Raw genomic sequence first — 20,856 nt, forward strand, 5'->3', positions numbered from 1 at the left:
GTCTTATTAACCTTTAAGCTGAGCCAGGGCGCGGTAGTCCGCTCCCAGCGTGGCCTGTAGAACTTCTTTCGGATAATCGTCGGTCACCACCGCTTCGCCCATGTGGCGCAGCAGCACCAGGCGCAGACGACCGTCGATCACTTTTTTGTCGATTGCCATGTGTTGAAGAAAATCCGCCTCGCTCATTTCCTCGGGCGGAACCACCGGCAGCCCGGCGCGCTGGAACAGACGAATACCGCGATCGCGCTCCTGCTCGCTGATCCAGCCCAGGCGCGCGGACATCTCCAGGGCCATGACCGTACCGGCCGCAACCGCTTCACCGTGCAGCCAGACACCATAGCCCATGTGGGTTTCGATGGCATGGCCAAAGGTGTGCCCCAGGTTGAGCGTGGCGCGCACCCCGGACTCACGCTCATCGGCACCGACCACGGCGGCCTTGGCGGCGCAGGAGCGCTCGATGGCGTAGGTCAGCGCCGTTTGATCCAACGCACGCAGGCGGTCGACGTTCTCTTCGAGCCAGCCCAGGAACGGTTCGTCGCAGATCAGCCCGTACTTGATGACTTCCGCCAGCCCCGCAGACAGCTCGCGAGCCGGCAAGGTATTGAGGGTGGCGGTGTCGATCAGCACCACGTTGGGCTGATAGAACGCACCGACCATGTTCTTGCCCAGCGGATGGTTGATTCCGGTCTTGCCGCCCACCGACGAGTCGACCTGCGACAACAGCGTAGTGGGGATCTGGATGAAATCGACACCACGCTGGTAGCAGGCGGCGGCAAAACCGGCCATGTCGCCGATCACACCGCCGCCCAGGGCAATCACCGTGGTACGGCGATCGTGCCGTGCGGTCAGCAGGCCGTCGAAAATCAGTTGCAGGGTTTCCCAATTCTTGAAGGCTTCGCCGTCGGGCAATACCACGGAAATCACCGAAAAGGCCGACAGGCTGCGGGTCAGACGCTCCAGATACAGAGGCGCGACGGTTTCATTGGAAATGATCGCCACTTGCCGCCCGGCGATATGCGGCGCCAGCAGTTCAGGCTGGTCCAACAAGCCTTCGCCAATATGAATCGGGTAGCTGCGCTCGCCCAGGTCGACCTTAAGTGTCTGCATGTGTCCCCACAGTGAAGATGGAATCAGGCGTCCTGCCTGCAATTAACGAAAGTCCACGGTGCTTGTCCTGACGCCAGTTAATGGCCATACGCCACGCCCCAGACGGGCCAAAACGGGACGTCGAGGATAGCGCATTTCGCCAGGCGCATTAACGGGGCGGTAGCTGCTGAAGGCGATCGAGAATATCCAGCACCACCATCCGCGGCGGCCGCTCATCGGTTTCCACCACCAGGTCGGCGATCTCCCGATACAACGGATCACGCAGCTCCAGCAGGTCGCGCAGGGTCTTGGCCGGGTCGGCGGTGCGCAACAGCGGCCGGTTGCGGTCCCGGGCAGTGCGGCCGACCTGCTGCTCGACAGAGGCGTGCAAATAGACCACTCGTCCGCCGGCATGCAGCGCCCGACGATTGGCTTCGCGCATCACCGCACCACCGCCGGTGGCCAACACCACGCCCTCGAACGCGCACAGCTCGGCAATCATCGCCTGCTCACGGTCACGAAAGCCCGGCTCGCCTTCCTTATCGAAGATCCATGGGATATTGGCACCCGTGCGCAATTCAATTTCCTTGTCGGAATCTTTGAACGGCAGGCGCAGCTCTTTGGCCAGCAAACGGCCGATGGTGCTTTTTCCAGCGCCCATCGGCCCAACAAGAATCAAATTTCGCACAGAATCAACGACTCACAGCAATCGCCTGGTTATTCATGATACGCGGAGTGAGGAACACCAGCAGCTCGGATTTTTTCTCCGAAACCACATCACGCCGGAAAAGGCGGCCAAGATACGGCACATCGCCAAGAAATGGCACCTTATCTACGACCTTGCTCTGAGTATTTGAGAAAACCCCGCCAATCACAATGGTCTCGCCATCATTGACCAAGACCTTGGCGTTGACTTCGTTTTTCTTTATCGGCGGCACATCCTGCACCTTGTTCAGGTAGTCCGGCTCATCCTTGGTGACCTTGACCTCCATGATGATGCGGTTGTCCGGGGTGATTTGCGGGGTCACTTCCAGGGACAGCGAGGCCTCCTTGAACGACACCGAGGTGGCACCGCTGGAGCTGGCTTCCTGATAAGGAATCTCCGTGCCCTTGAGGATCTTGGCCGTCTCCTTGTCGGACGTCACCACCTTGGGCTGGGAGACGATTTCCCCGTTACCGGTTTTCTCCATGGCCGTCAGCTCAAGGTCCAGCAATACGTTGTCGGTGATGAACGCAATGCCGATCCCCGAAGTATTGCCCGAGGCGCCCAGATCCACGAACGGCTGATTGGTGCCGGTACTGCCCGGCGTGCCGATGGTGGTGGAGGTGCCGGTGGTCACCCCCGAGGAGTTCCAGTTGCCCTTGTTCTGGATCGAACCGCCCCAGCGCACGCCCAGGCTTTTGTCGTAGTCGACGTTGGCCTCGACAATTCGCGCCTCGATCATCACCTGGCGTACCGGAATATCCAGCTGCGCCACAATCCGGCGCAGTTCGTCGAGCCGGTCCTGGGTCTGGTAGGCAATGATGTTGTTGGTGCGCTCATCCACCGTGATCGTGCCGCGCTCATCGGCTTTCGCCTCGGCGCTGGTCACCGACTGGAACAGCTTGGCGATGTCCGCCGCCTTCGCATAGTTGACCTGCAGCAGCTCACGCCGCAGTGGCGCCAGGTCGGCAATCTGCTTTTGCGACTCCAGCTCCTGGCGCTCCCGCGCCGCGATTTCATCGGCCGGGGCCACCAGCAGCACGTTGCCGACCTTGCGCTTGTCCAACCCCTTGGTCTTGAGCACCAGGTCCAGCGCCTGGTCCCACGGCACATTTTGCAGCCGCAGGGTGATGCCACCCTGTACCGTGTCGCTGGCCACCAGGTTCAGGTTGGTAAAGTCGGCAATCAATTGCAGAACCGAACGCACCTCGATGTCCTGGAAGTTGAGCGAGAGTTTTTCGCCGCTGTAGGCAGCGCGGTCGGCGTTGCGTTTTTGCAGGTCGTCGACGGTCATGGGCCGGACGCTGACGGTGAGCTTGTTGTCGGTCTGGTAGGTCGAGTAGTCGAAGGTGCCGCTGGGCTCGATGCTGATGGTCGCTCGGTCGCTACCGGCGCTGGCATTGACGAATTGCACCGGGGTGGCGAAGTCCTTGACGTCCAGGCGCACCCGCAGCGGCTCGGGCAATTGGGTCTTGGCGAAATTGAGAATGATCTTGCCTTCGCGCTCCTGGATGTCCGGGGCGATGGACGGATCGGACAAATCGATCACCACGTTGCCTTCGCCCTGGGTCCCGCGCTGGAAATCCACCCCACGGATCGCCTTGCCCACCGGCGCACTGCTCCTGGCAGGCGCCGCGCTGGCCACCGCCGGGCGCGGAGCCTGGGCGGTGCTGTTGCGGGCAGTGCTCTTCGGGGCGGCGCCCTTGCCGACCACCACGAACAGGTTATTGCCTTCGACCCGGGTGTCATACGGCGCCAGTTGAGTCAGGCCGATGATCAACCGGGTGCGATCCCCCGCCTCGACCACGGTGGCGCTACGCGCATTGCCCCCACCCAGGTCGCGGCTTCTACTGGCCAGTTGATTGGTCACGCCCGGCAGGTCCAGCGCAATCCGGGCTGGTTGTTCGGTGGTGTAGCCCCGCGGTGTCGGCGGCGGTCCGTCGAAGATAAGTTTCAACTCGACACGGTCCCCCGGCAACGCCGCCACATCCAGCGTCTTCAGGCCGGCCCCAAGAACCATCGGCGATAACAGCGCTGTCCATAGCGAAATACCGAGGGCTGAAAAAAACCTGTTCATTGTTCGACTTCCACTATGAATGCTCTTTCAAAGGAATGGTCCGGGGTCGCTCCAGCCAGGCACCCTCGCCATCGGGAACGATTTCGACCACATCGACCTGGGTGGCGCTGATGGCGACTATCCGCCCGTCGTTGCGTCCCAGATAGTCACCGACCTTGAGCCGGTGCACCCCGCCCGCGCCCCGCAGGAGCGCGAAGGAGCCCGCGGCGTTGGAGATCGTACCGACCATTTCGAACTGTTCGATGTTGAAGCCTTCCAGGTACTGCTTGACCCGGTTGGGGTCGGGCCGGACGTTGCGCGAGCCGCGCTGCCGGTCGGCCTGGTCCACACGGACCTGCCGGGAAAACGGGCTGCGCAGGTTGGCGGCGCTGTAGGTAAAGGTCTCCTGGGGCCTGAACGTCGGCGTCGGCTCGATCTTGCCGGGCGGGCGCAGGCGCACTTCGTTCATGTAGGCGTCCAGGTCGCTGAACCCGCTGTCATTGTTGCAGCCCGCCAACACGACCAGGCCTGCCAGCAGACAGAGACGGCACACCATCGGCCTCATGGCTGCGCCTCCTGCTCGTTGTAGCGGTAGGTCTTGGCCTGGATGCTCATGCGCAGTTTCGTGCCAGCCTCGGGCTCCATCGGGGCGATCTCGAAATCATGCAGCGTGACGATCCGGGGCAGCCCCGCCACCCCACTGACGAACGTCGCCAGGTCGTGGTAGCCGCCGGTCACGGTGATCTGGATCGGCAGCTCGATATAGAAAGGCTGGGTGACTTCCGGCAGCAGCTTGATTTCCTCGAACTCCAGGCCGCTGCCCAACCCGGTGCGGGTAATGTCTTCCAGCAGGCCCGGCACCTCGGTATCGCTGGGCAATTGCCGCAACAGCACACCAAAAGACGTTTCCATCTGTTTCATCTGCTCGGTGTAGCGTTCCAGGTTCGCGGCCATGTGGGCCTTGCCCGCGAATTGCGCCTTGAGCGTGTTCTCTTCCTCGCGCACCTGCTGCAATTGGTTTTCCAGGTCACTCAAGGCAAAGTTATAGCCCAGCCCCAGCACCAGGGCCACCAGCAGGATGCCGGCCAGCCATTTGATCGGTGCCGGCCAGGAGCCGATATTGTTGGTGTCCAGATCATTGATGTCGATCTTGCGCAGCGCGTCGAACCACTCCCCCGGCTTCATTCGGCGTCCTCCACTTCGACCGGGCGGGTCTGGCGAACCGTCAGCTGGAAAACGTTGGCCTGGTCGAGCTGGCCAGCGGTGGTCGCCTTCACCTCCGTCAAACTGGGCGCATCGAACAGGTCCGACGAGTCCAGGTTGCGCATCAGGTCCGAGACCCGGTTGTTCGATTCCGCAGCGCCCTTGATGAAGAGCGTCCGGTCTTCCATTTTCACTTCGGTGAAGTAAACGCCATCCGGCAGGGTCCGCACCAACTGGTCGAAGATGCGTCCGCTGACCGGTCGATTTCCTTGCAAGTCCTGGATGATGCGCATGCGCTCCAGCAATTGCTGGCGACGGGCTTTCAATTCGCTGATCTGCTTGATGCGCTCATCGAGCACGGCGATCTGGCCGGAGAGATGGCTGTTGCGAGCAACCTGGTGGTCGATGGCGTTGTCGATGTAGCGGACGGCGACCAGAATCATCCCGACCGCTCCGACCAGCGCGCCCACCAAGGCCAGCAGAAAGCGTTTGCGCCGTTCTTCGCGCAGCTCTTCGCGCCAGGGAAGCAGGTTGATCCGCGCCATCAGTCGAAACTCCTGAGGGCTAGCCCGCAAGCGATCATCAGCGCTGGCGCATCACTGGCCAGGGCACCGGCATTGACCTTGCTGCTCAGGGCCATGTTGGTGAACGGGTTGGCCACCTGGGTCGGCGTGCCCAGGCGTTGCTCGATCAGCCGGTCCAGGCCGGCGACGGAAGCCGTGCCCCCGGCCAGTAGGATGTGATCCACCGCGCTGTACTGGCCCGAGGCGAAGAAAAATTGCAGGGAGCGCGAAACCTGCTGCACCAGGGCCTCGCGAAAAGGTTGCAACACTTCGCCGAGATAATCGTCCGGCAGCCCACCCTGCTTCTTCGCCAGGCCCGCCTGCTCGGGTGTCAGGCCGTAGCGGCGCTGAATTTCCTCGGTCAACTGGCGGCCGCCGAACAGTTGTTCGCGGGTATAGATGATGCGCCCGTTATGCAGCACGCTGAGGGTGGTCATGGTGGCGCCGATGTCGATGACCGCCACTGTCAGCCGCTCCTGGGACGCGGCCAGTTGCGTGGCGAGCAGGCCAAACGCCCGTTCCAGCGCATATGCCTCCACATCCACCACCCGGGCCGTCAGCCCGGCGAGCGCCAACGCCGCCTCGCGGACCTCGACGTTTTCCTTGCGGCAGGCCGCCAGCAGTACTTCGACGCGTTCGGCGCTGCGGGGCGAAACGCCCATCACTTCGAAATCGATGGCCACCTCATCCAGCGGATAGGGGATGTATTGATCGGCCTCGATCTTGAGCTGGTTCTCCATCTCGTCGTCGGACAGGCCGGCGTCCATCTCGATGGTCTTGGTGATCACCGCCGAGCCCGCCACGGCCACCGCCACGCTGCGCAGGGGTGTCCGGGCCTTGGCCAGCAGCCGCGACAACGCCTGCCCCACCCCTTCGAGCTCGGCGATGTTCTTCTCGATCACGGCGTTGGCCGGCAACGGTTCGACCGCGTAGGACTCGACGCGGTATCGCTCGCCCTGGCGACTCAACTCGAGCAGCTTCACCGACGTCGAACTGATGTCGATCCCCAGAAGCGCATGGGCTTTTTTATTGAAGAGTCGTAGCACTACCAATTCCCTATGACTATCCGTGAGTTACGGACTCTCTAATATGCATTGCGTTCAATCACGGCCGTCCGACGGACGTCCGGATGGCATGCCTGACGAAAAAAAATGCTTATAATGCCCAGCGTTTTTTTTCGCTTTGTTGCAAGCACGGGTCCATCCCTGCACCTGGCGCCTTTTTCATTCTTTGCCTGGATATCCAAAAGCCTTGATTCGTCTGCTGAAATTTTTCGGATGGTCCATCGTCGCCGTTTTCTGCGGACTGCTCTTGGGCCTGAGCGGTGCTTTTCTTTACCTTAGTCCGGGTTTGCCGTCCGTGGAGGCGCTGAGAAGTATTCAGTTGCAGATTCCTTTGCGGGTGTACAGCAGCGACAACAAGTTGATCGCCGAATTTGGCGAAATGCGCCGCACACCGATCCGTTTCGCCGACATTCCCCCCAATTTCATCAATGCGTTACTAAGTGCTGAAGACGATAACTTCGCCAACCACTATGGCGTCGATCCTGGCAGCCTGATGCGCGCGGCCAGCCAGTTGGTCAAGAGCGGGCACATCCAGTCCGGCGGCAGCACCATCACCATGCAAGTGGCCAAGAACTTCTTCCTGACCAGCGAGCGCAGCTTTTCGCGCAAGACCACCGAGATCCTCCTGGCCCTGCAGATCGAACGGCAACTGACCAAGGATGAAATCCTCGAGCTGTACGTGAACAAGATTTACCTGGGCAACCGCGCCTACGGCATCGAGGCGGCGGCGCAGGTGTATTACGGCAAGTCGATCCGCGATGTGAGCCTGGCGCAGATGGCGATGATCGCCGGCCTGCCCAAGGCCCCGTCGCGCTTCAACCCGCTGGCCAACCCGACGCGCAGCAAGGAGCGACGCGACTGGATCCTGGGACGCATGTACAAGCTCGGCAAGATCACCGAGGCCGACTACACCGCCGCGATCAATGAGCCGCTGAACGCCAGCTATCACGTGCCGACGCCGGAAGTGAACGCCCCGTACATTGCCGAGATGGCCCGTGCCGAGATGGTCGGGCGTTATGGCAGCGACGCCTACACCGAAGGTTTTCGCGTGACCACCACGGTGCCGAGCAACTTGCAGGAAATGGCCAACACCGCGCTGCACGAGGGCCTGATGACCTACGACCAGCGCCACGGCTACCGTGGCCCTGAATCGCGCCTGCCGGGCAAGACCAAGGAAGCCTGGGCCCTGGAACTGACCAAGCAACGCACCATCAGCAGCCTGGAGCCAGCGATCGTCACCTCGGTGGACAAGGACGGCATCAAGGTGCTGACCCGCAATGGCGAGCAGGAAGAACACGTAGCCTGGGACACCATGAAATGGGCCCGCCCATTCCTCAACACCAACAGCATGGGCGCCAACCCACGGCAACCGTCGGACGTGGCCCAGGTCGGCGACCTGGTCCGCGTCCAGCGCCAGGCGGACAATACGCTCAAGTTCAGCCAGATCCCGGCCGCCCAGGGCGCGCTGGTGTCCCTCGACCCACAGAACGGCGCGATCCGCTCGCTGGTGGGTGGCTTCGCCTTCGAGCAAAGCAATTACAACCGCGCCTTGCAGGCCAAGCGCCAGCCAGGCTCGAGCTTCAAGCCGTTTGTCTACAGCGCCGCCCTGGATAACGGCTATACCGCCGCCAGCCTGGTGAACGATGCGCCGATCGTGTTCGTCGATGAATACCTGGACAAGGTCTGGCGACCGAAGAACGACACCAATACCTTCCTCGGCCCGATTCGCCTGCGCGAGGCGCTGTACAAATCCCGTAACCTGGTCTCGATCCGCTTGCTGCAAGCGCTGGGCGTGGACCGCACCATCGACTACATCAGCAAGTTCGGCTTCAACAAGCAGGACCTGCCGCGCAACCTGTCCCTGGCCTTGGGCACCGCGACCTTGACGCCGATGGAAATCGCCATGGGCTGGAGCACGTTTGCCAACGGCGGCTACAAGATCACCCCGTACATCATCGACAAGATCGAAAGTCGCAATGGCGAGACACTGTTTGTTGCCAACCCGCCACGGGTCCCCACGGGCGAGCCGGCCAGCGATGGCGTCGCCGCACCGTCCACCGAGACGTTCACGGTCAATGCGACACCAGGTGAAGCCGCGACGGCCCCAGGCCTGCCGCAAGCACCCGCCATCGCGGAGCGCATTGTCGATGGCCGCACCACCTACATTCTCAACAGCATGCTGCAGGACGTTATCAAGCTCGGCACTGGCCGTCGCGCCCTGGCCCTGGGCCGCACTGACCTGGCGGGCAAGACCGGCACCACCAATGAATCCAAGGACGCCTGGTTTTCCGGCTACAACGCCGACTACGTGACCACCGTCTGGACCGGTTTCGACCAGCCTGAAAGCCTGGGCCGCCGCGAGTTCGGCGGCACCGTGGCGCTGCCGATCTGGATGAACTACATGGGTGCCGCCCTCAAGGACAAACCGCCGCACACCCAGCCGGAGCCGGAAGGCATCCTCAGCCTGCGGGTCGACCCGGTCAGCGGCCGTGCGGCCACGCCAGGCACCCCAGGGGCGTACTTCGAACTGTTCAAGAGCGAAGACACGCCACCGTCGGTCAACGAGCTGGGCAACGGCGTCGCCCCGGGCAGCCCGCTGCCGGCGGACGAAGCGGCACCGATCGATTTGTTCTGACCCATCCACATCCCTGTGGGAGCCGAGCTTGCTCGCGATGGCGGCAGCCCAGGCAACCCAAAACCCGTGGCGAGGGAGCTTGCTCCCGCTGGCCTGCGCAGCAGGCCCTGCATGTTTATAGACCGACCGCATTGCCCGGTTTGCGACTGCTACGCAGCCGAGCGGGAGCAAGCCCCCTCGTCACAGGGTTGGATTGAGGCTCGAGCGTTGGGCTGAGAGGCCTTGGGTGATTGAAGCGCGCTCCCACAGAGGGATTTGTGGCGGTCGCACAATCAACGTCCACCACCGAACCAATGTGGGAGCCGAGCTTGCTCGCGATGGCGGCAGCCCAGACAACCCAAAACCCGTGGCGAGGGAGCTTGCTCCCGCTGGCCTGCGCAGCAGGCCCTGCATGTTTATAGACCGACCGCATTGCTCGGTTTGCGACTGCTACGCAGCCGAGCGGGAGCAAGCTCCCTCGCCACAGGGTTGGATTGAGGCTCGAGCGTTGGGCTGAGAGGCCTTGGGTGATTGAAGCTCGCTCCCACAGAGGGATTTGTGGCGGTCGCACAATCAACGTCCACCACCGAACCAATGTGGGAGCCGAGCTTGCTCGCGATGGCGGCAGCCCAGGCAACCCAAAACCCGTGGCGAGGGAGCTCGCTCCCGCTGGCCTGCGCAGCAGGCCCTGCATGTCTATAGACCGACCGCATTACCCGGTTTGCGACTGCTGCGCAGCCGAGCGGGAGCAAGCTCCCTCGCCACAGGGTTGGATTGAGGCTCGAGCGTTGGGCTGAGAGGCCTTGGGTGATTGAAGCTCGCACACAGAGGGATTTGTGGCGGTCGCACAATCAACGTCCACCACCGAACCAATGTGGGAGCCGAGCTTGCTCGCGATGGCGGCGGGTCAGCTTGCCTCGATGCTGAATGCCAGACTGCAATCGCGAGCAAGCTCGGCCCCCACAGGGATCTGCGGTGCTCATACAAAACCGGCACAAAAAAGCCCCGACTCACAGAGCCGGGGCTTTTTATTTGACGCTACAACGGCTTAGCCGTTGAACACGTCATCCACGCTCTTGAGCGGGTAGTTCTTTGGATACGGCAGGGTCGCCACGCCCGTCTCGATGGCGGCCTTGGCCACGGCATCGGAGATCAGGGTAATCAGGCGGGCGTCCATTGGTTTCGGGATGATGTACTCACGACCGAATTCCAGCTTGATGCCGCCGTAGGCGTCGCACACTTCCTGAGGCACCGGCAGCTTGGCCAGTTCACGCAGGGCGTTGGCGGCCGCGACTTTCATTTCTTCGTTGATGCGCTTGGCGCGAACGTCCAGGGCACCACGGAAGATGAACGGGAAGCCCAGTACGTTGTTGACCTGGTTCGGGTAGTCCGAACGGCCGGTGGCCATGATCACGTCGTTGCGGGTCGCGTGGGCCAGTTCCGGGGAGATTTCCGGGTCCGGGTTCGAGCAAGCGAACACGATTGGGTTCGGTGCCATGCGCAGCAGGTTTTCCGCGCTCAGCAGGTTCGGACCCGACAGGCCGACGAATACGTCGGCACCGTCCAGCGCGTCCGCCAGGGAGCGCTTGTCGGTCGCGTGGGCGAACACGGCTTTGTACTGGTTCAGGTCGTCACGGCCGGAGTGGATCACGCCGGTACGGTCGACCATGAAGATGTTTTCGATCTTGGCGCCCATGCTCACCAGCAACTTCATGCAGGAGATGGCCGCAGCGCCGGCACCCAGGCAGACGATCTTGGCTTCCGGCAGGGTCTTGCCGGCGATTTCCAGGGCGTTGATCATGCCGGCCGCGGTAACGATCGCGGTGCCATGCTGGTCATCGTGGAATACCGGAATGTCGCACTGTTCGATCAGGGCGCGCTCGATCTCGAAGCACTCAGGAGCCTTGATGTCTTCCAGGTTGATGCCACCGAAGGTGATGGAGATGCGCTTGACGGTGTCGATGAAGGCTTGCGGGCTCTCGGAATCGACTTCGATGTCGAAAACGTCGATACCGGCGAAGCGCTTGAACAGCACGCCCTTGCCTTCCATGACTGGCTTGGACGCCAATGGGCCGAGGTTACCCAGGCCGAGGATCGCGGTGCCATCGGAAATGACTGCAACCAGGTTGCCTTTACCGGTGTATTTGTAGGCCAGTTCAGGGTCGCGAGCGATTTCGCGGACTGGTTCGGCTACGCCGGGGCTGTAGGCCAGCGACAAGTCGCGAGCAGTAGCGGTGGCCTTGGTGAGCTCGACACTCAGCTTTCCTGGACGAGGATGAGCGTGATATTCGAGAGCGGCAGTTTTCAGATCAGACATGTGGGCATTCCGCTTTTTACTGTGTTGGACAGACGGACCGCCGAGGATACGCGCCTCGCAAAGTCCCCACAAGACTGACCAGTCACTGCTGTCAAGCGCCCTGCCCTACGACTTTGGGCCAAGAGCCGCGAAACACAAGGGCTACATGCATACAATATAGCGACGGAATGTCTACAATTTTTTCCTACAGAACCGCTTCCAGCATGGCCGGATCCGTCAACGGCAACATCCATCGCGCTTGACCGGCTTTATTTCCGCCACGCCGGGCGCGGTCGATAACCCAGCCACGCGCCTCGATTGTCCGCCCTTTGAGCCGCTCCAGGGCCGAGGCATCAAAACGTCTCTGCAAATTGGGCGCAATGTGCAGGACAACCGCCCCCTGCAATTCAATCCAGATACCACCGCGATTGCGTTGCACGCTTTCTACTCGCCCACGGGTCAGCACGAAGCCGGGGGCATTGATCTGCTCCGCTCGCACCACTGGGGATTTTTTCCAAACACCTGATCCGGCCTGGCGCGCATGACGTTCGGCCATTTGCTGACAACTGACCAGATCAACGTTCGGCGCGACTGCCACCAGAAACCCCAACCCTTCGGCAATCAGGCGCTCTTCGAGGTTCTCGCCCTGGGCGTTGTAGACATGGGCCAGGGTGCGACCGTAATCGTCGCGGTCGTCCTTGCCAGGCAATACGCCCACCCGGCCGCCGCTGGCAGCCACCAGGGCCTCGAGTCGCTGGCGCGCCGCCACGGCGAACGGCTCGTCGGCGCGGCCGCGCTTGCCCAGCTCAGGGCTATTGAGGCCGATCATCCGAATGCGGCGGCCATCCTCCAGGTACAAGGTGTCGCCATCCACCACGCGCTGCACCGCCACCTGGGGCAGGTTGCCCGGCACAGGACAGGCGCCCTGGGCACCGCAGAGCCAAATTGCAGACACAAAAAAGGCGCCCGCGAGGGACGCCTTCTTCATCAGTCTGGAGCAGTCGAGACGACCATCCAAAATGATCAGCCTCAGGCTTTTGGAGTAACTTTGCCGAAAGCACCGAAACGATCGGCGAACTTCTGAACACGGCCGCCGGTATCCAGAGTCTTTTGCTTACCGGTGTAGAACGGGTGGCATTCGTTGCAAACGTCGATCGCCAGGGCTTTGCCGTAGGTCGAACGGGTTTCGAACTTGTTGCCGCAGCTGCAGGTTACGGCAATTTCTGGGTATTCCGGATGGATATCGGTTTTCATGCTGTTTTCCTCAGGCTAGCGTGCCGCCACCCAACACTATTGTTGAATACCGCACGTAATTAGGCCGCGGATTCTACCAGACATCGTCATTCGCGCAAGCTATGCCTTGTACCAACCGTCTGCTAGGCTCCCGGCCTCATGCGCGATCCTTCTTGTGGGACTTGTGGGAGCGGGCTTGCTCGCGAAGGCGGTGTGTCAGGCACATCATTTCTGCCAGATAATCCGCCTTCGCGAGCAAGCCCGCTCCCACATTCAGCGCCAGCCTCACCCAATGTCTGTTTATTGAGATTGCCCCGCGTGCCCGACGCCATCCTGCGCCTCGCCCTGCCTTCGCCCCTGCGCCGCCTGTTCGACTACCGCGCCCCGGCCGGGATCCTGCGCGCCCAGTTGCAGCCGGGCATGCGCCTGCGGGTGCCGTTCGGCCGGCGGGAAATGATCGGCATCCTGGTGGAAGTCACCGACCACAGCGAGGTCCCGGCCGACAAGCTCAAACCGGCCCTGGCGCTGCTCGATGCCACGCCGCCGCTGCCCGCCTCGCTGTTCAAGCTGTGCCTGTGGACGTCCCAGTATTACCAGCACAGCCTCGGCGATACCCTGAGCTGGGCGCTGCCGGTGCTGCTGCGCCAAGGCGAGCTGGCCGAGGCGCGCCAAGAGCGGTTCTGGTCGGTGGCCCCGGGGGCCTCGCTGGACGATCCCCGCATCGCTCGCGCCCCGCGCCAGCGCGAAGCCTTGGCGACCCTGGCCCAACACCCCCATGGCGTGGCCCATCAACTGCTGAGCAAACTGATACTCAGCAAGGACAGCCTGGACCTGTTGCTGGCCAAGGACCTGGTCCAGGTGGAAATCCGTCGGCACGCCCCCGGCGTCCGCCATGAACATTGGCTGGCCCAGCCGGAACTGCCACTCAATGCCGAGCAGCGTGCCGCTTGCGAAGCGATTCGCGCAGGTTTTGACAGTTATCACGCCTTTCTGTTGGCAGGCGTCACCGGCAGCGGCAAGACCGAGGTCTACCTGCAACTGATCCGCCAGACCCTGGAGGCCGGCAAGCAGGCCCTGGTGCTGATTCCGGAAATCAACCTCGGCCCACAAACCCTGGCGCGCTTCGAACAGCGCTTCAATGCGCGGATCGCCCTGGTGCACTCGGCGGTCAACGACCGTGAACGCCTGGAAGCCTGGCTCGCCGCCCGTGATGGCGAGGCCGACATCATCATCGGCACCCGCTCGGCCCTGTTCACGCCGATGAAGAACCCTGGCCTGATCATCATCGACGAAGAGCACGATGGCTCTTATAAACAGCAGGAAGGCCTGCGCTATCACGCCCGCGACCTGGCATTGGTGCGCGCCCGCCAGGAAAACATCCCGATCGTGCTCGGCTCGGCCACGCCCTCGCTGGAAAGCCTGCACAACGCCTACACCGGCCGCTACGGCCTGTTGCGCCTCAACGAACGGGCCGGTGGCGCCAAACAACCGCGCTTCCTGCGCCTGGATGTGAAAAGTCGTCCGCTGGACAGCGGTATTTCCGGACCGATGCAGCAAGCCATCGGCCAGACCCTGGCCGCCGGGCAACAGGTGCTGGTATTCCTCAATCGTCGCGGTTTTGCCCCGACCCTGCTGTGCCACGACTGTGGCTGGATGTCTGGCTGCGAACGCTGCGACGCGCGGATGACCGTGCATCAACGCCATGGCGAGCTGCGTTGTCACCATTGCGGCCACGTCGAGCGCGTGCCAAGGCATTGCCCGCAGTGCGGCAAAGTGGATTTGCGCCCGGTCGGCGCCGGCACCGAACGCGCCGAAGAACGGCTGGGCATCCTGTTTCCGGACTACCCGGTGTTGCGGGTCGACCGTGACAGCACCTCGCGCAAGGACGCGATGAACCAACTGTTCGCGACGATCCAGAAGGGTCAGCCGTGCATATTGGTGGGCACGCAGATGCTCGCCAAGGGGCATCACTTCCCACGGGTCACCCTGGTGTCGATCCTCGACGCCGATGGCGGGCTATTCTCCGGCGACTTCCGCGCCAGCGAGCGCATGGCGCAGTTGATCGTCCAGGTCGCGGGCCGGGCCGGTCGGGCCGAGGAACCGGGCAAAGTGATCATCCAGACGCACCTGGCCGACCACCCACTGCTGATCCAACTGACCGAACAGGGTTACTTCGCCTTCGCCGAGCAGGCCTTGAGCGAACGCCGCAGCGCCGGCCTGCCGCCCTTTGCCCACCTGGCGCTGTTGCGGGCCGAAGCCCACAAGCCGGGGCAGGCCGAAGGTTTCCTCGACGAGGCCTGCAGCGAGGCGGAGCGTTTGCTGGCAGAGCAGAGCCTCACCGGCATCGAACTCCTGGGGCCGGTGCCAGCGCCGATGGAACGGCGAGCCGGGCGCTATCGCGCGCAACTTTTATTGCAGGCCAATGCCCGGGCGCCGCTGCATCGACTGCTGAGCGCCTGGCTACTGGTACTGGAACAGATGCCCAGCGGGCGGGCGGTGCGCTGGTCGCTGGATGTGGATCCGGTGGATTTGTATTGACCACTGCCCCCCTGTGGGAGCGGGCTTGCTCGCGAAGGTGGTGGGTCAGTTGCGGTGATATTGGCTGTGCCACCGCTTTCGCGAGCAAGCCCGCTCCCACAGGGTCCGAGTGCATGCTGACCATCTGGAATAGTTACCAACCAACCCGCTACAGTTGGCAAGCTCGCCCGCGCCACGGATAATGCCCAGTTTTTCCACCAGCGCATCGAAGCGCCGCCGCGCCTGCGGTTGAAAGAGAAGACCATGAAAGACACCATTCGCCAGCTCATCCAGCAAGCCATCACCCAACTCGTCGCTGAAGGTGTGCTGCCAGAAGGCCTGTCGCCGGCGATTCAGGTCGAGAACACCCGCGACAAGACCCACGGCGACTTCGCCAGCAATATCGCGATGATGCTCGCCAAGCCGGCCGGCATGAAACCTCGCGACCTGGCGGAAAAAATCATCGCCGCGCTGCCGGCCGACGAGAACGTCAGCAAGGCTGACATCGCCGGCCCCGGGTTCATCAATTTCTTCCAGAACACCCAGGCCCTGGCCTCGCGCCTGGACGCGGCGCTGGCCGACGAACGCATCGGCGTGCGCAAGGCCGGCCCGTTGCAGCGCACCGTGGTCGACCTCTCGGCCCCCAACCTGGCCAAGGAAATGCACGTCGGCCACCTGCGCTCGACCATCATCGGCGACGGCGTGGCCCGGGTCCTGGAGTTTCTTGGCGACACCGTGATCCGCCAGAACCACGTCGGCGACTGGGGCACCCAGTTCGGCATGCTGATGGCCTATCTTCAGGAAAACCCGATCACCAGCGATGAGCTGTCGGACCTGGAGAACTTCTACCGCGCCGCCAAGCAACGCTTCGACGAGTCGCCGGAGTTCGCCGACCGCGCCCGTGGCCTGGTGGTCAAGTTGCAGGCCGGCGATGCCGAGTGCCTGGCGCTGTGGACCAAGTTCAAGGACATCTCCCTGTCCCATTGCCAGAAAATCTACGAGCTGCTGAACGTCAAATTGACCATGGCCGACGTGATGGGCGAAAGCGCCTACAACGACGACCTGGTCAACGTGGTCAACGACCTCCGGGCCAAAGGCATGCTGGTGGAAAGCAACGGCGCCCAGTGTGTGTTCCTCGATCAATTCAAGACCGCCGATGGCGAGCCGCTGCCGGTGATCATCGTCAAGGCCGACGGCGGCTACCTCTACGCCACCACCGACCTGGCGGCCGTGCGCTACCGCAACGGCGTGCTCAAGGCCGATCGGGTGCTGTATTTCGTCGATCAGCGTCAGGCCCTGCACTTCCAGCAAGTGTTCGAAGTGGCACGCCTGGCTGGTTTCGTGACCCATCCGATGGAGATGGAGCACATGGGCTTCGGCACCATGAACGGCGCCGACGGTCGTCCGTTCAAGACCCGCGACGGCGGCACGGTGAAGCTGATCGACCTGCTGACCGAAGCCCAGGACCGCGCCTACACCCTGGTCAAGGGCAAGAACCCGGACCTGGCCGAAGACGAACTGCGCAAGATCGCCAAGGTCGTGGGCATCGACGCGGTGAAATACGCCGATCTGTCCAAGCACCGCACCAGCGACTACAGCTTCAACTTCGACCTGATGCTCAATTTCGAAGGCAACACCGCGCCGTACCTGCTGTACGCCTACACCCGCGTGGCGGGCGTGTTCCGCAAGCTCGGCAAAGACTTCAATGAAATAGACGGCCAGATTGTGCTCCAAGCCCCGCAGGAGCAGGAGCTCGCGGCGAAACTGGCGCAGTTCGGCGAAGTGCTGAACAACGTCGCCGACAAAGGCACGCCGCACACGCTATGCGCCTACCTGTACGATGTCGCCGGCCTGTTCTCCAGCTTCTACGAGAACTGCCCGATCCTCAACGCGCAAACCCCGGAGCAAATGCAGAGCCGCCTGCGTCTCGCCGCACTGACCGGGCGCACGCTCAAGCAAGGCCTGGAACTGCTCGGCCTGGAAACCCTGGAGCGCATGTAAGTTGGCCGCCAAGAAAAAACCTGCACCCAAGCGCGGCGCCAGTCGTTACCAGCCCCCGGCCAAACAGCCGATTCCGGGCTGGTTGTGGATGGCCATCGGCCTGACCGTGGGCGCGTTCATTGTGTTTTTGATGAAGCTGGAGCCGGGCCAGGGCGATGACGTCAAGCGCGTCCGCCAAGAGCAGCAGAAAGCCACGCGCATCGCCGAGGCCAACAAGACCCCGCCGAGTCCGACGCAACCGGTGAAGCCGAAGTACGACTTCTACACCTTGCTGCCGGAATCGGAAGTCATCGTGCCGCCCGACGCCGTGCCGGAGAAGACCCTGCCGACGCCACAAGTGCCCCAGGTGCCCACCACACCGGTGACCCCGGCCGAAGCGGCGAAAATCGACACCGCCCGCGCCCAGGCGGCCCTGGCGGGCATCACGCCGCCACCGGCCCCGCCCGTGCAGAAAGCCGCGCCGGTGACGAAGTTCTTCCTGCAAGCCGGTTCGTTCCGCAAGGAAGCCGACGCCGACAAGGTCCGGGCGCAGATCATTCTGCTGGGCCAGTCTGTATCGGTGGAGTCCGGTACGGTGAAGGATGAAACCTGGTACCGGGTACTTGTCGGCCCGTTCAGTAACCGCGAGGAACTGACCAAGGCCCAGAAACAATTGGCGGGCAGCGGGTTCAGCAACCTGTTGTTACAACAACGCCAGAGCCGCTGATTTTCGCTGAGCCCCCTGTGGCCGGGGGGCTTTTGTGGCGAGGGAGCTTGCTCCCGCTGGGCTGCGCAGCAGCCCTAAAAGCTTGGGACCGCTGCGCGGTCCAGCGGGAGCAAGCTCCCTCGCCACAAAGAAGTCCTCTGCCAAAAACAGCGAGGGACCACTCATCCCCTCCGCCACCCCACAGTTGAAAAACCCCACGCCACCCCCATATGAGTTCCATCCGGGCATTTTCGCCCCGCTGCGTGGAGACTCTTCCCTTGACCACCATCGTTTCAGTCCGCCGTCACGGCAAAGTCGTCATGGGCGGCGACGGCCAGGTTTCATTGGGCAACACCGTGATGAAAGGCAACGCGAAGAAAGTCCGCCGCCTGTACCACGGCGAGGTCATCGCCGGTTTCGCCGGGGCCACTGCCGACGCCTTCACGTTGTTCGAGCGTTTCGAAGGTCAGCTTGAGAAACACCAGGGCCACTTGGTCCGTGCCGCCGTGGAGTTGGCCAAGGAATGGCGCACCGACCGCTCCCTGAGCCGCCTCGAAGCCATGCTCGCGGTCGCCAACAAGGACGCCTCCTTGATCATCACCGGCAACGGCGACGTCGTTGAACCCGAGGACGGCCTGATCGCCATGGGTTCCGGCGGTGCCTACGCGCAGGCCGCGGCCAGCGCCCTGCTGAAAAAGACCGACCTGTCGGCCCGCGAGATCGTCGAGACTGCCTTGGGCATCGCCGGCGACATCTGTGTCTTCACCAACCACACCCAGACTATTGAGGAGCAGGACCTCGCGGAGTAAGCCCTTCCAGGCCCAGACTTCCGCTTGAGGACCGCCAATTATTATGTCCATGACTCCCCGCGAAATCGTCCACGAACTCAACCGCCATATCATCGGCCAGGACGATGCCAAGCGCGCCGTCGCCATCGCCCTGCGTAACCGCTGGCGCCGGATGCAGCTGCCCGAAGAGCTGCGCGTCGAAGTGACCCCCAAGAACATCCTGATGATCGGCCCGACCGGTGTCGGCAAGACCGAAATCGCCCGGCGCCTGGCCAAGCTCGCCAATGCGCCGTTCATCAAGGTCGAAGCCACCAAGTTCACCGAAGTCGGTTATGTCGGCCGCGACGTCGAATCGATCATCCGTGACTTGGCCGACGCTGCGATCAAGTTGCTGCGCGAACAGGAAATCACCAAGGTCCGCCATCGCGCCGAAGACGCTGCCGAAGAACGCATTCTCGATGCGCTCCTGCCGCCAGCGCGCATGGGCTTCAACGCCGACTCCGCCGCGACACAGGATTCCAACACCCGCCAGTTGTTCCGCAAGCGCCTGCGCGAAGGCCAACTGGATGACAAGGAAATCGAGATCGAAGTGGCCGAAATGGCTGGCGTCGACATTTCCGCGCCACCGGGCATGGAAGAAATGACCAACCAGTTGCAGAGCCTGTTCGCCAACATGGGCAAGGGCAAGAAGAAGAGCCGCAAGCTCAAGGTCAAGGAAGCGCTGAAACTGGTGCGCGACGAAGAAGCCGGCCGCCTGGTCAACGAAGAAGAATTGAAGGCCAAGGCACTGGAAGCGGTCGAGCAGCATGGCATCGTGTTTATCGATGAAATCGACAAGGTTGCCAAGCGCGGCAATGTCGGCGGTGCCGATGTGTCCCGCGAAGGCGTTCAACGCGACCTGCTGCCGCTGATCGAAGGCTGCACGGTCAACACCAAGCTGGGCATGGTCAAGACCGACCACATCCTGTTCATTGCGTCCGGTGCGTTCCACCTGAGCAAACCGAGCGACCTGGTGCCGGAGCTGCAGGGTCGCTTGCCGATCCGTGTCGAACTCAAGGCGCTGACGCCGGAAGACTTCGAGCGCATCCTCAGCGAGCCCCATGCGTCCCTGACCGAACAGTATTGCGCGCTGCTCAAGACCGAAGGCCTGAGCATCGAGTTCACGCCAGAAGGCATCAAGCGCCTGGCGCAGATCGCCTGGCAGGTCAACGAAAAGACCGAGAACATCGGTGCCCGTCGCCTGCACACGCTGCTCGAACGCTTGCTCGAGGAAGTGTCGTTCAGCGCCGGCGACCTGGCCAGCGCCCACAACGAAGCGCCGATCCTCATCGACGCCGAGTACGTCAACAGCCACCTGGGTGAGCTGGCGCAGAACGAAGACCTGTCGCGGTATATCCTGTAAGCCACCCCCAGTGTGAGCGAGCTCCTGTGGCGAGGGAGCTTGCTCCCGCTGGGCTACGAAGTAGCCCCAGGAACCAGAAGCCACCGCTCAATCAGGTGGATCGCAACGAGTTTTTGGGAGGGCTTCGCCCTCCAGCGGGAGCAAGCTCCCTCGCCACATAATGTTCACACATGGCTTCAAGAGACTGACGACCCCATGACCAAACTCCCCACCGCCATCAACCTGCACAAAGCCTCCAAGACCCTGACGCTCAAATACGCGCCGGACGAGGAGTACCACCTGCCCGCCGAATTCCTGCGGGTGCACTCGCCTTCCGCCGAGGTCCAGGGCCACGGCAAACCCATCCTGCAATACGGCAAGCTCAACGTTGCCCTGACCAAGGTCGAACCGGCCGGCCAGTACGCACTGAAACTGACCTTCGACGACGGCCACGACAGCGGTTTGTTCACCTGGGACTACCTCTACCAGTTGGCGGTGCGCCAGCAAGACTTGTGGAACGATTATCTTGGCGAACTCAAGGCCGCCGGAAAAACCCGCGATCCGAACGAGTCCGTCGTCAAGCTGATGCTCTAACTCAAGGGCTGGCGCTTTAGGGCGAATTTTCTAGACTCATCTGCTTGAATGCCCGCGCAGCAACGTCAATGA

General features: G+C 62.6%; 17 protein-coding genes. 7 read left to right on the forward strand and 10 right to left on the reverse strand.

All coding sequences use genetic code 11. The annotated features are described in order from the left end of the window. Nucleotides 1-6: 6 nt before the first annotated feature. From aroB to J3P88_RS28115, 7 genes are all read right to left on the reverse strand, one after another. Nucleotides 7-1,107 carry a 3-dehydroquinate synthase gene (gene aroB, locus J3P88_RS28085; RefSeq protein ID WP_434572886.1) on the reverse strand — a complete coding sequence of 367 codons (1,101 nt, stop codon included), beginning with the start codon at nucleotides 1,105-1,107 and terminating at the stop codon, nucleotides 7-9. A 148-nt stretch (nucleotides 1,108-1,255) separates the two neighbouring features. Beyond that, nucleotides 1,256-1,774 carry a shikimate kinase AroK gene (gene aroK, locus J3P88_RS28090; RefSeq protein ID WP_060739556.1) on the reverse strand — a complete coding sequence of 173 codons (519 nt, stop codon included), beginning with the start codon at nucleotides 1,772-1,774 and terminating at the stop codon, nucleotides 1,256-1,258. A gap of 4 nt (nucleotides 1,775-1,778) precedes the next feature. Then, nucleotides 1,779-3,866 (reverse strand): type IV pilus secretin PilQ, encoded by a 2,088-nt coding sequence (gene pilQ / locus J3P88_RS28095; RefSeq protein WP_434572888.1) that lies wholly within the window; start codon nucleotides 3,864-3,866, stop codon nucleotides 1,779-1,781. Nucleotides 3,867-3,879: 13 nt separating this feature from the next. Next, a complete protein-coding gene (locus J3P88_RS28100) occupies nucleotides 3,880-4,410 on the reverse strand; it encodes a pilus assembly protein PilP (protein ID WP_272972270.1) in 531 nt (176 codons plus the stop codon). Beyond that, nucleotides 4,407-5,030 (reverse strand): type 4a pilus biogenesis protein PilO, encoded by a 624-nt coding sequence (pilO, locus tag J3P88_RS28105; RefSeq protein ID WP_186706083.1) that lies wholly within the window; start codon nucleotides 5,028-5,030, stop codon nucleotides 4,407-4,409. Before pilO ends, J3P88_RS28100 begins: the two co-directional genes overlap by 4 nt. Beyond that, the gene (locus J3P88_RS28110; protein WP_434572890.1) at nucleotides 5,027-5,593 is read right to left on the reverse strand and encodes a PilN domain-containing protein; all 567 of its coding nucleotides are present in this window, start codon (nucleotides 5,591-5,593) and stop codon (nucleotides 5,027-5,029) included. The genes pilO and J3P88_RS28110 overlap by 4 nt, the downstream gene beginning before the upstream one ends. Then, the gene (locus J3P88_RS28115; RefSeq protein WP_186706085.1) at nucleotides 5,593-6,657 is read right to left on the reverse strand and encodes a type IV pilus assembly protein PilM; all 1,065 of its coding nucleotides are present in this window, start codon (nucleotides 6,655-6,657) and stop codon (nucleotides 5,593-5,595) included. Before J3P88_RS28115 ends, J3P88_RS28110 begins: the two co-directional genes overlap by 1 nt. A 208-nt stretch (nucleotides 6,658-6,865) precedes the next feature. Here J3P88_RS28115 and J3P88_RS28120 point away from each other — a divergent pair, with 208 nt between their 5' ends. Further along, nucleotides 6,866-9,310 (forward strand): penicillin-binding protein 1A, encoded by a 2,445-nt coding sequence (locus J3P88_RS28120; RefSeq protein ID WP_434576639.1) that lies wholly within the window; start codon nucleotides 6,866-6,868, stop codon nucleotides 9,308-9,310. Between the two features lie 1,027 nt (nucleotides 9,311-10,337). Here the strand turns inward: J3P88_RS28120 and J3P88_RS28125 are convergent. The 3 genes from J3P88_RS28125 to rpmE all read right to left on the reverse strand — a co-directional run bounded on the left by J3P88_RS28125 (nucleotide 10,338) and on the right by rpmE (nucleotide 12,839). Beyond that, nucleotides 10,338-11,606, reverse strand: coding sequence for a malic enzyme-like NAD(P)-binding protein (locus J3P88_RS28125; protein WP_003186625.1), 1,269 nt, complete (start codon nucleotides 11,604-11,606; stop codon nucleotides 10,338-10,340). 184 nt (nucleotides 11,607-11,790) lie between these two features. Then, a complete protein-coding gene (locus tag J3P88_RS28130; RefSeq protein ID WP_434572893.1) occupies nucleotides 11,791-12,573 on the reverse strand; it encodes a thermonuclease family protein in 783 nt (260 codons plus the stop codon). Nucleotides 12,574-12,614: 41 nt separating this feature from the next. Beyond that, the gene (rpmE, locus tag J3P88_RS28135; RefSeq protein WP_053117645.1) at nucleotides 12,615-12,839 is read right to left on the reverse strand and encodes a 50S ribosomal protein L31; all 225 of its coding nucleotides are present in this window, start codon (nucleotides 12,837-12,839) and stop codon (nucleotides 12,615-12,617) included. Between the two features lie 297 nt (nucleotides 12,840-13,136). On the opposite strand from rpmE, the gene J3P88_RS28140 reads away from it, so the two are divergent. The 6 genes from J3P88_RS28140 to J3P88_RS28165 all read left to right on the forward strand — a co-directional run bounded on the left by J3P88_RS28140 (nucleotide 13,137) and on the right by J3P88_RS28165 (nucleotide 20,784). Continuing rightward, nucleotides 13,137-15,356 carry a primosomal protein N' gene (locus tag J3P88_RS28140; RefSeq protein ID WP_434572895.1) on the forward strand — a complete coding sequence of 740 codons (2,220 nt, stop codon included), beginning with the start codon at nucleotides 13,137-13,139 and terminating at the stop codon, nucleotides 15,354-15,356. Nucleotides 15,357-15,599: 243 nt separating this feature from the next. After that, nucleotides 15,600-17,336: an arginine--tRNA ligase gene (argS, locus tag J3P88_RS28145; RefSeq protein ID WP_434572896.1), complete on the forward strand. Its 1,737-nt coding sequence runs from the start codon at nucleotides 15,600-15,602 to the stop codon at nucleotides 17,334-17,336. A 1-nt stretch (nucleotide 17,337) separates the two neighbouring features. Then, the gene (locus J3P88_RS28150) at nucleotides 17,338-18,042 is read left to right on the forward strand and encodes an SPOR domain-containing protein (RefSeq protein WP_053117638.1); all 705 of its coding nucleotides are present in this window, start codon (nucleotides 17,338-17,340) and stop codon (nucleotides 18,040-18,042) included. Between the two features lie 257 nt (nucleotides 18,043-18,299). Next, nucleotides 18,300-18,830 carry an ATP-dependent protease subunit HslV gene (gene hslV / locus J3P88_RS28155; RefSeq protein WP_003196958.1) on the forward strand — a complete coding sequence of 177 codons (531 nt, stop codon included), beginning with the start codon at nucleotides 18,300-18,302 and terminating at the stop codon, nucleotides 18,828-18,830. A gap of 43 nt (nucleotides 18,831-18,873) precedes the next feature. Then, entirely contained in the window at nucleotides 18,874-20,211 is a 1,338-nt protein-coding gene (gene hslU / locus J3P88_RS28160) for an ATP-dependent protease ATPase subunit HslU (RefSeq protein WP_186706092.1), read from the forward strand. 195 nt (nucleotides 20,212-20,406) lie between these two features. Then, on the forward strand, nucleotides 20,407-20,784 hold the full coding sequence (locus tag J3P88_RS28165; protein WP_434572900.1) for a gamma-butyrobetaine hydroxylase-like domain-containing protein: 378 nt from the start codon (nucleotides 20,407-20,409) through the stop codon (nucleotides 20,782-20,784). Nucleotides 20,785-20,856 lie beyond the last annotated feature (72 nt).

The organism is Pseudomonas sp. Z3-6, from assembly GCF_051131985.1.
Lineage (GTDB): Bacteria > Pseudomonadota > Gammaproteobacteria > Pseudomonadales > Pseudomonadaceae > Aquipseudomonas > Aquipseudomonas zanjanensis.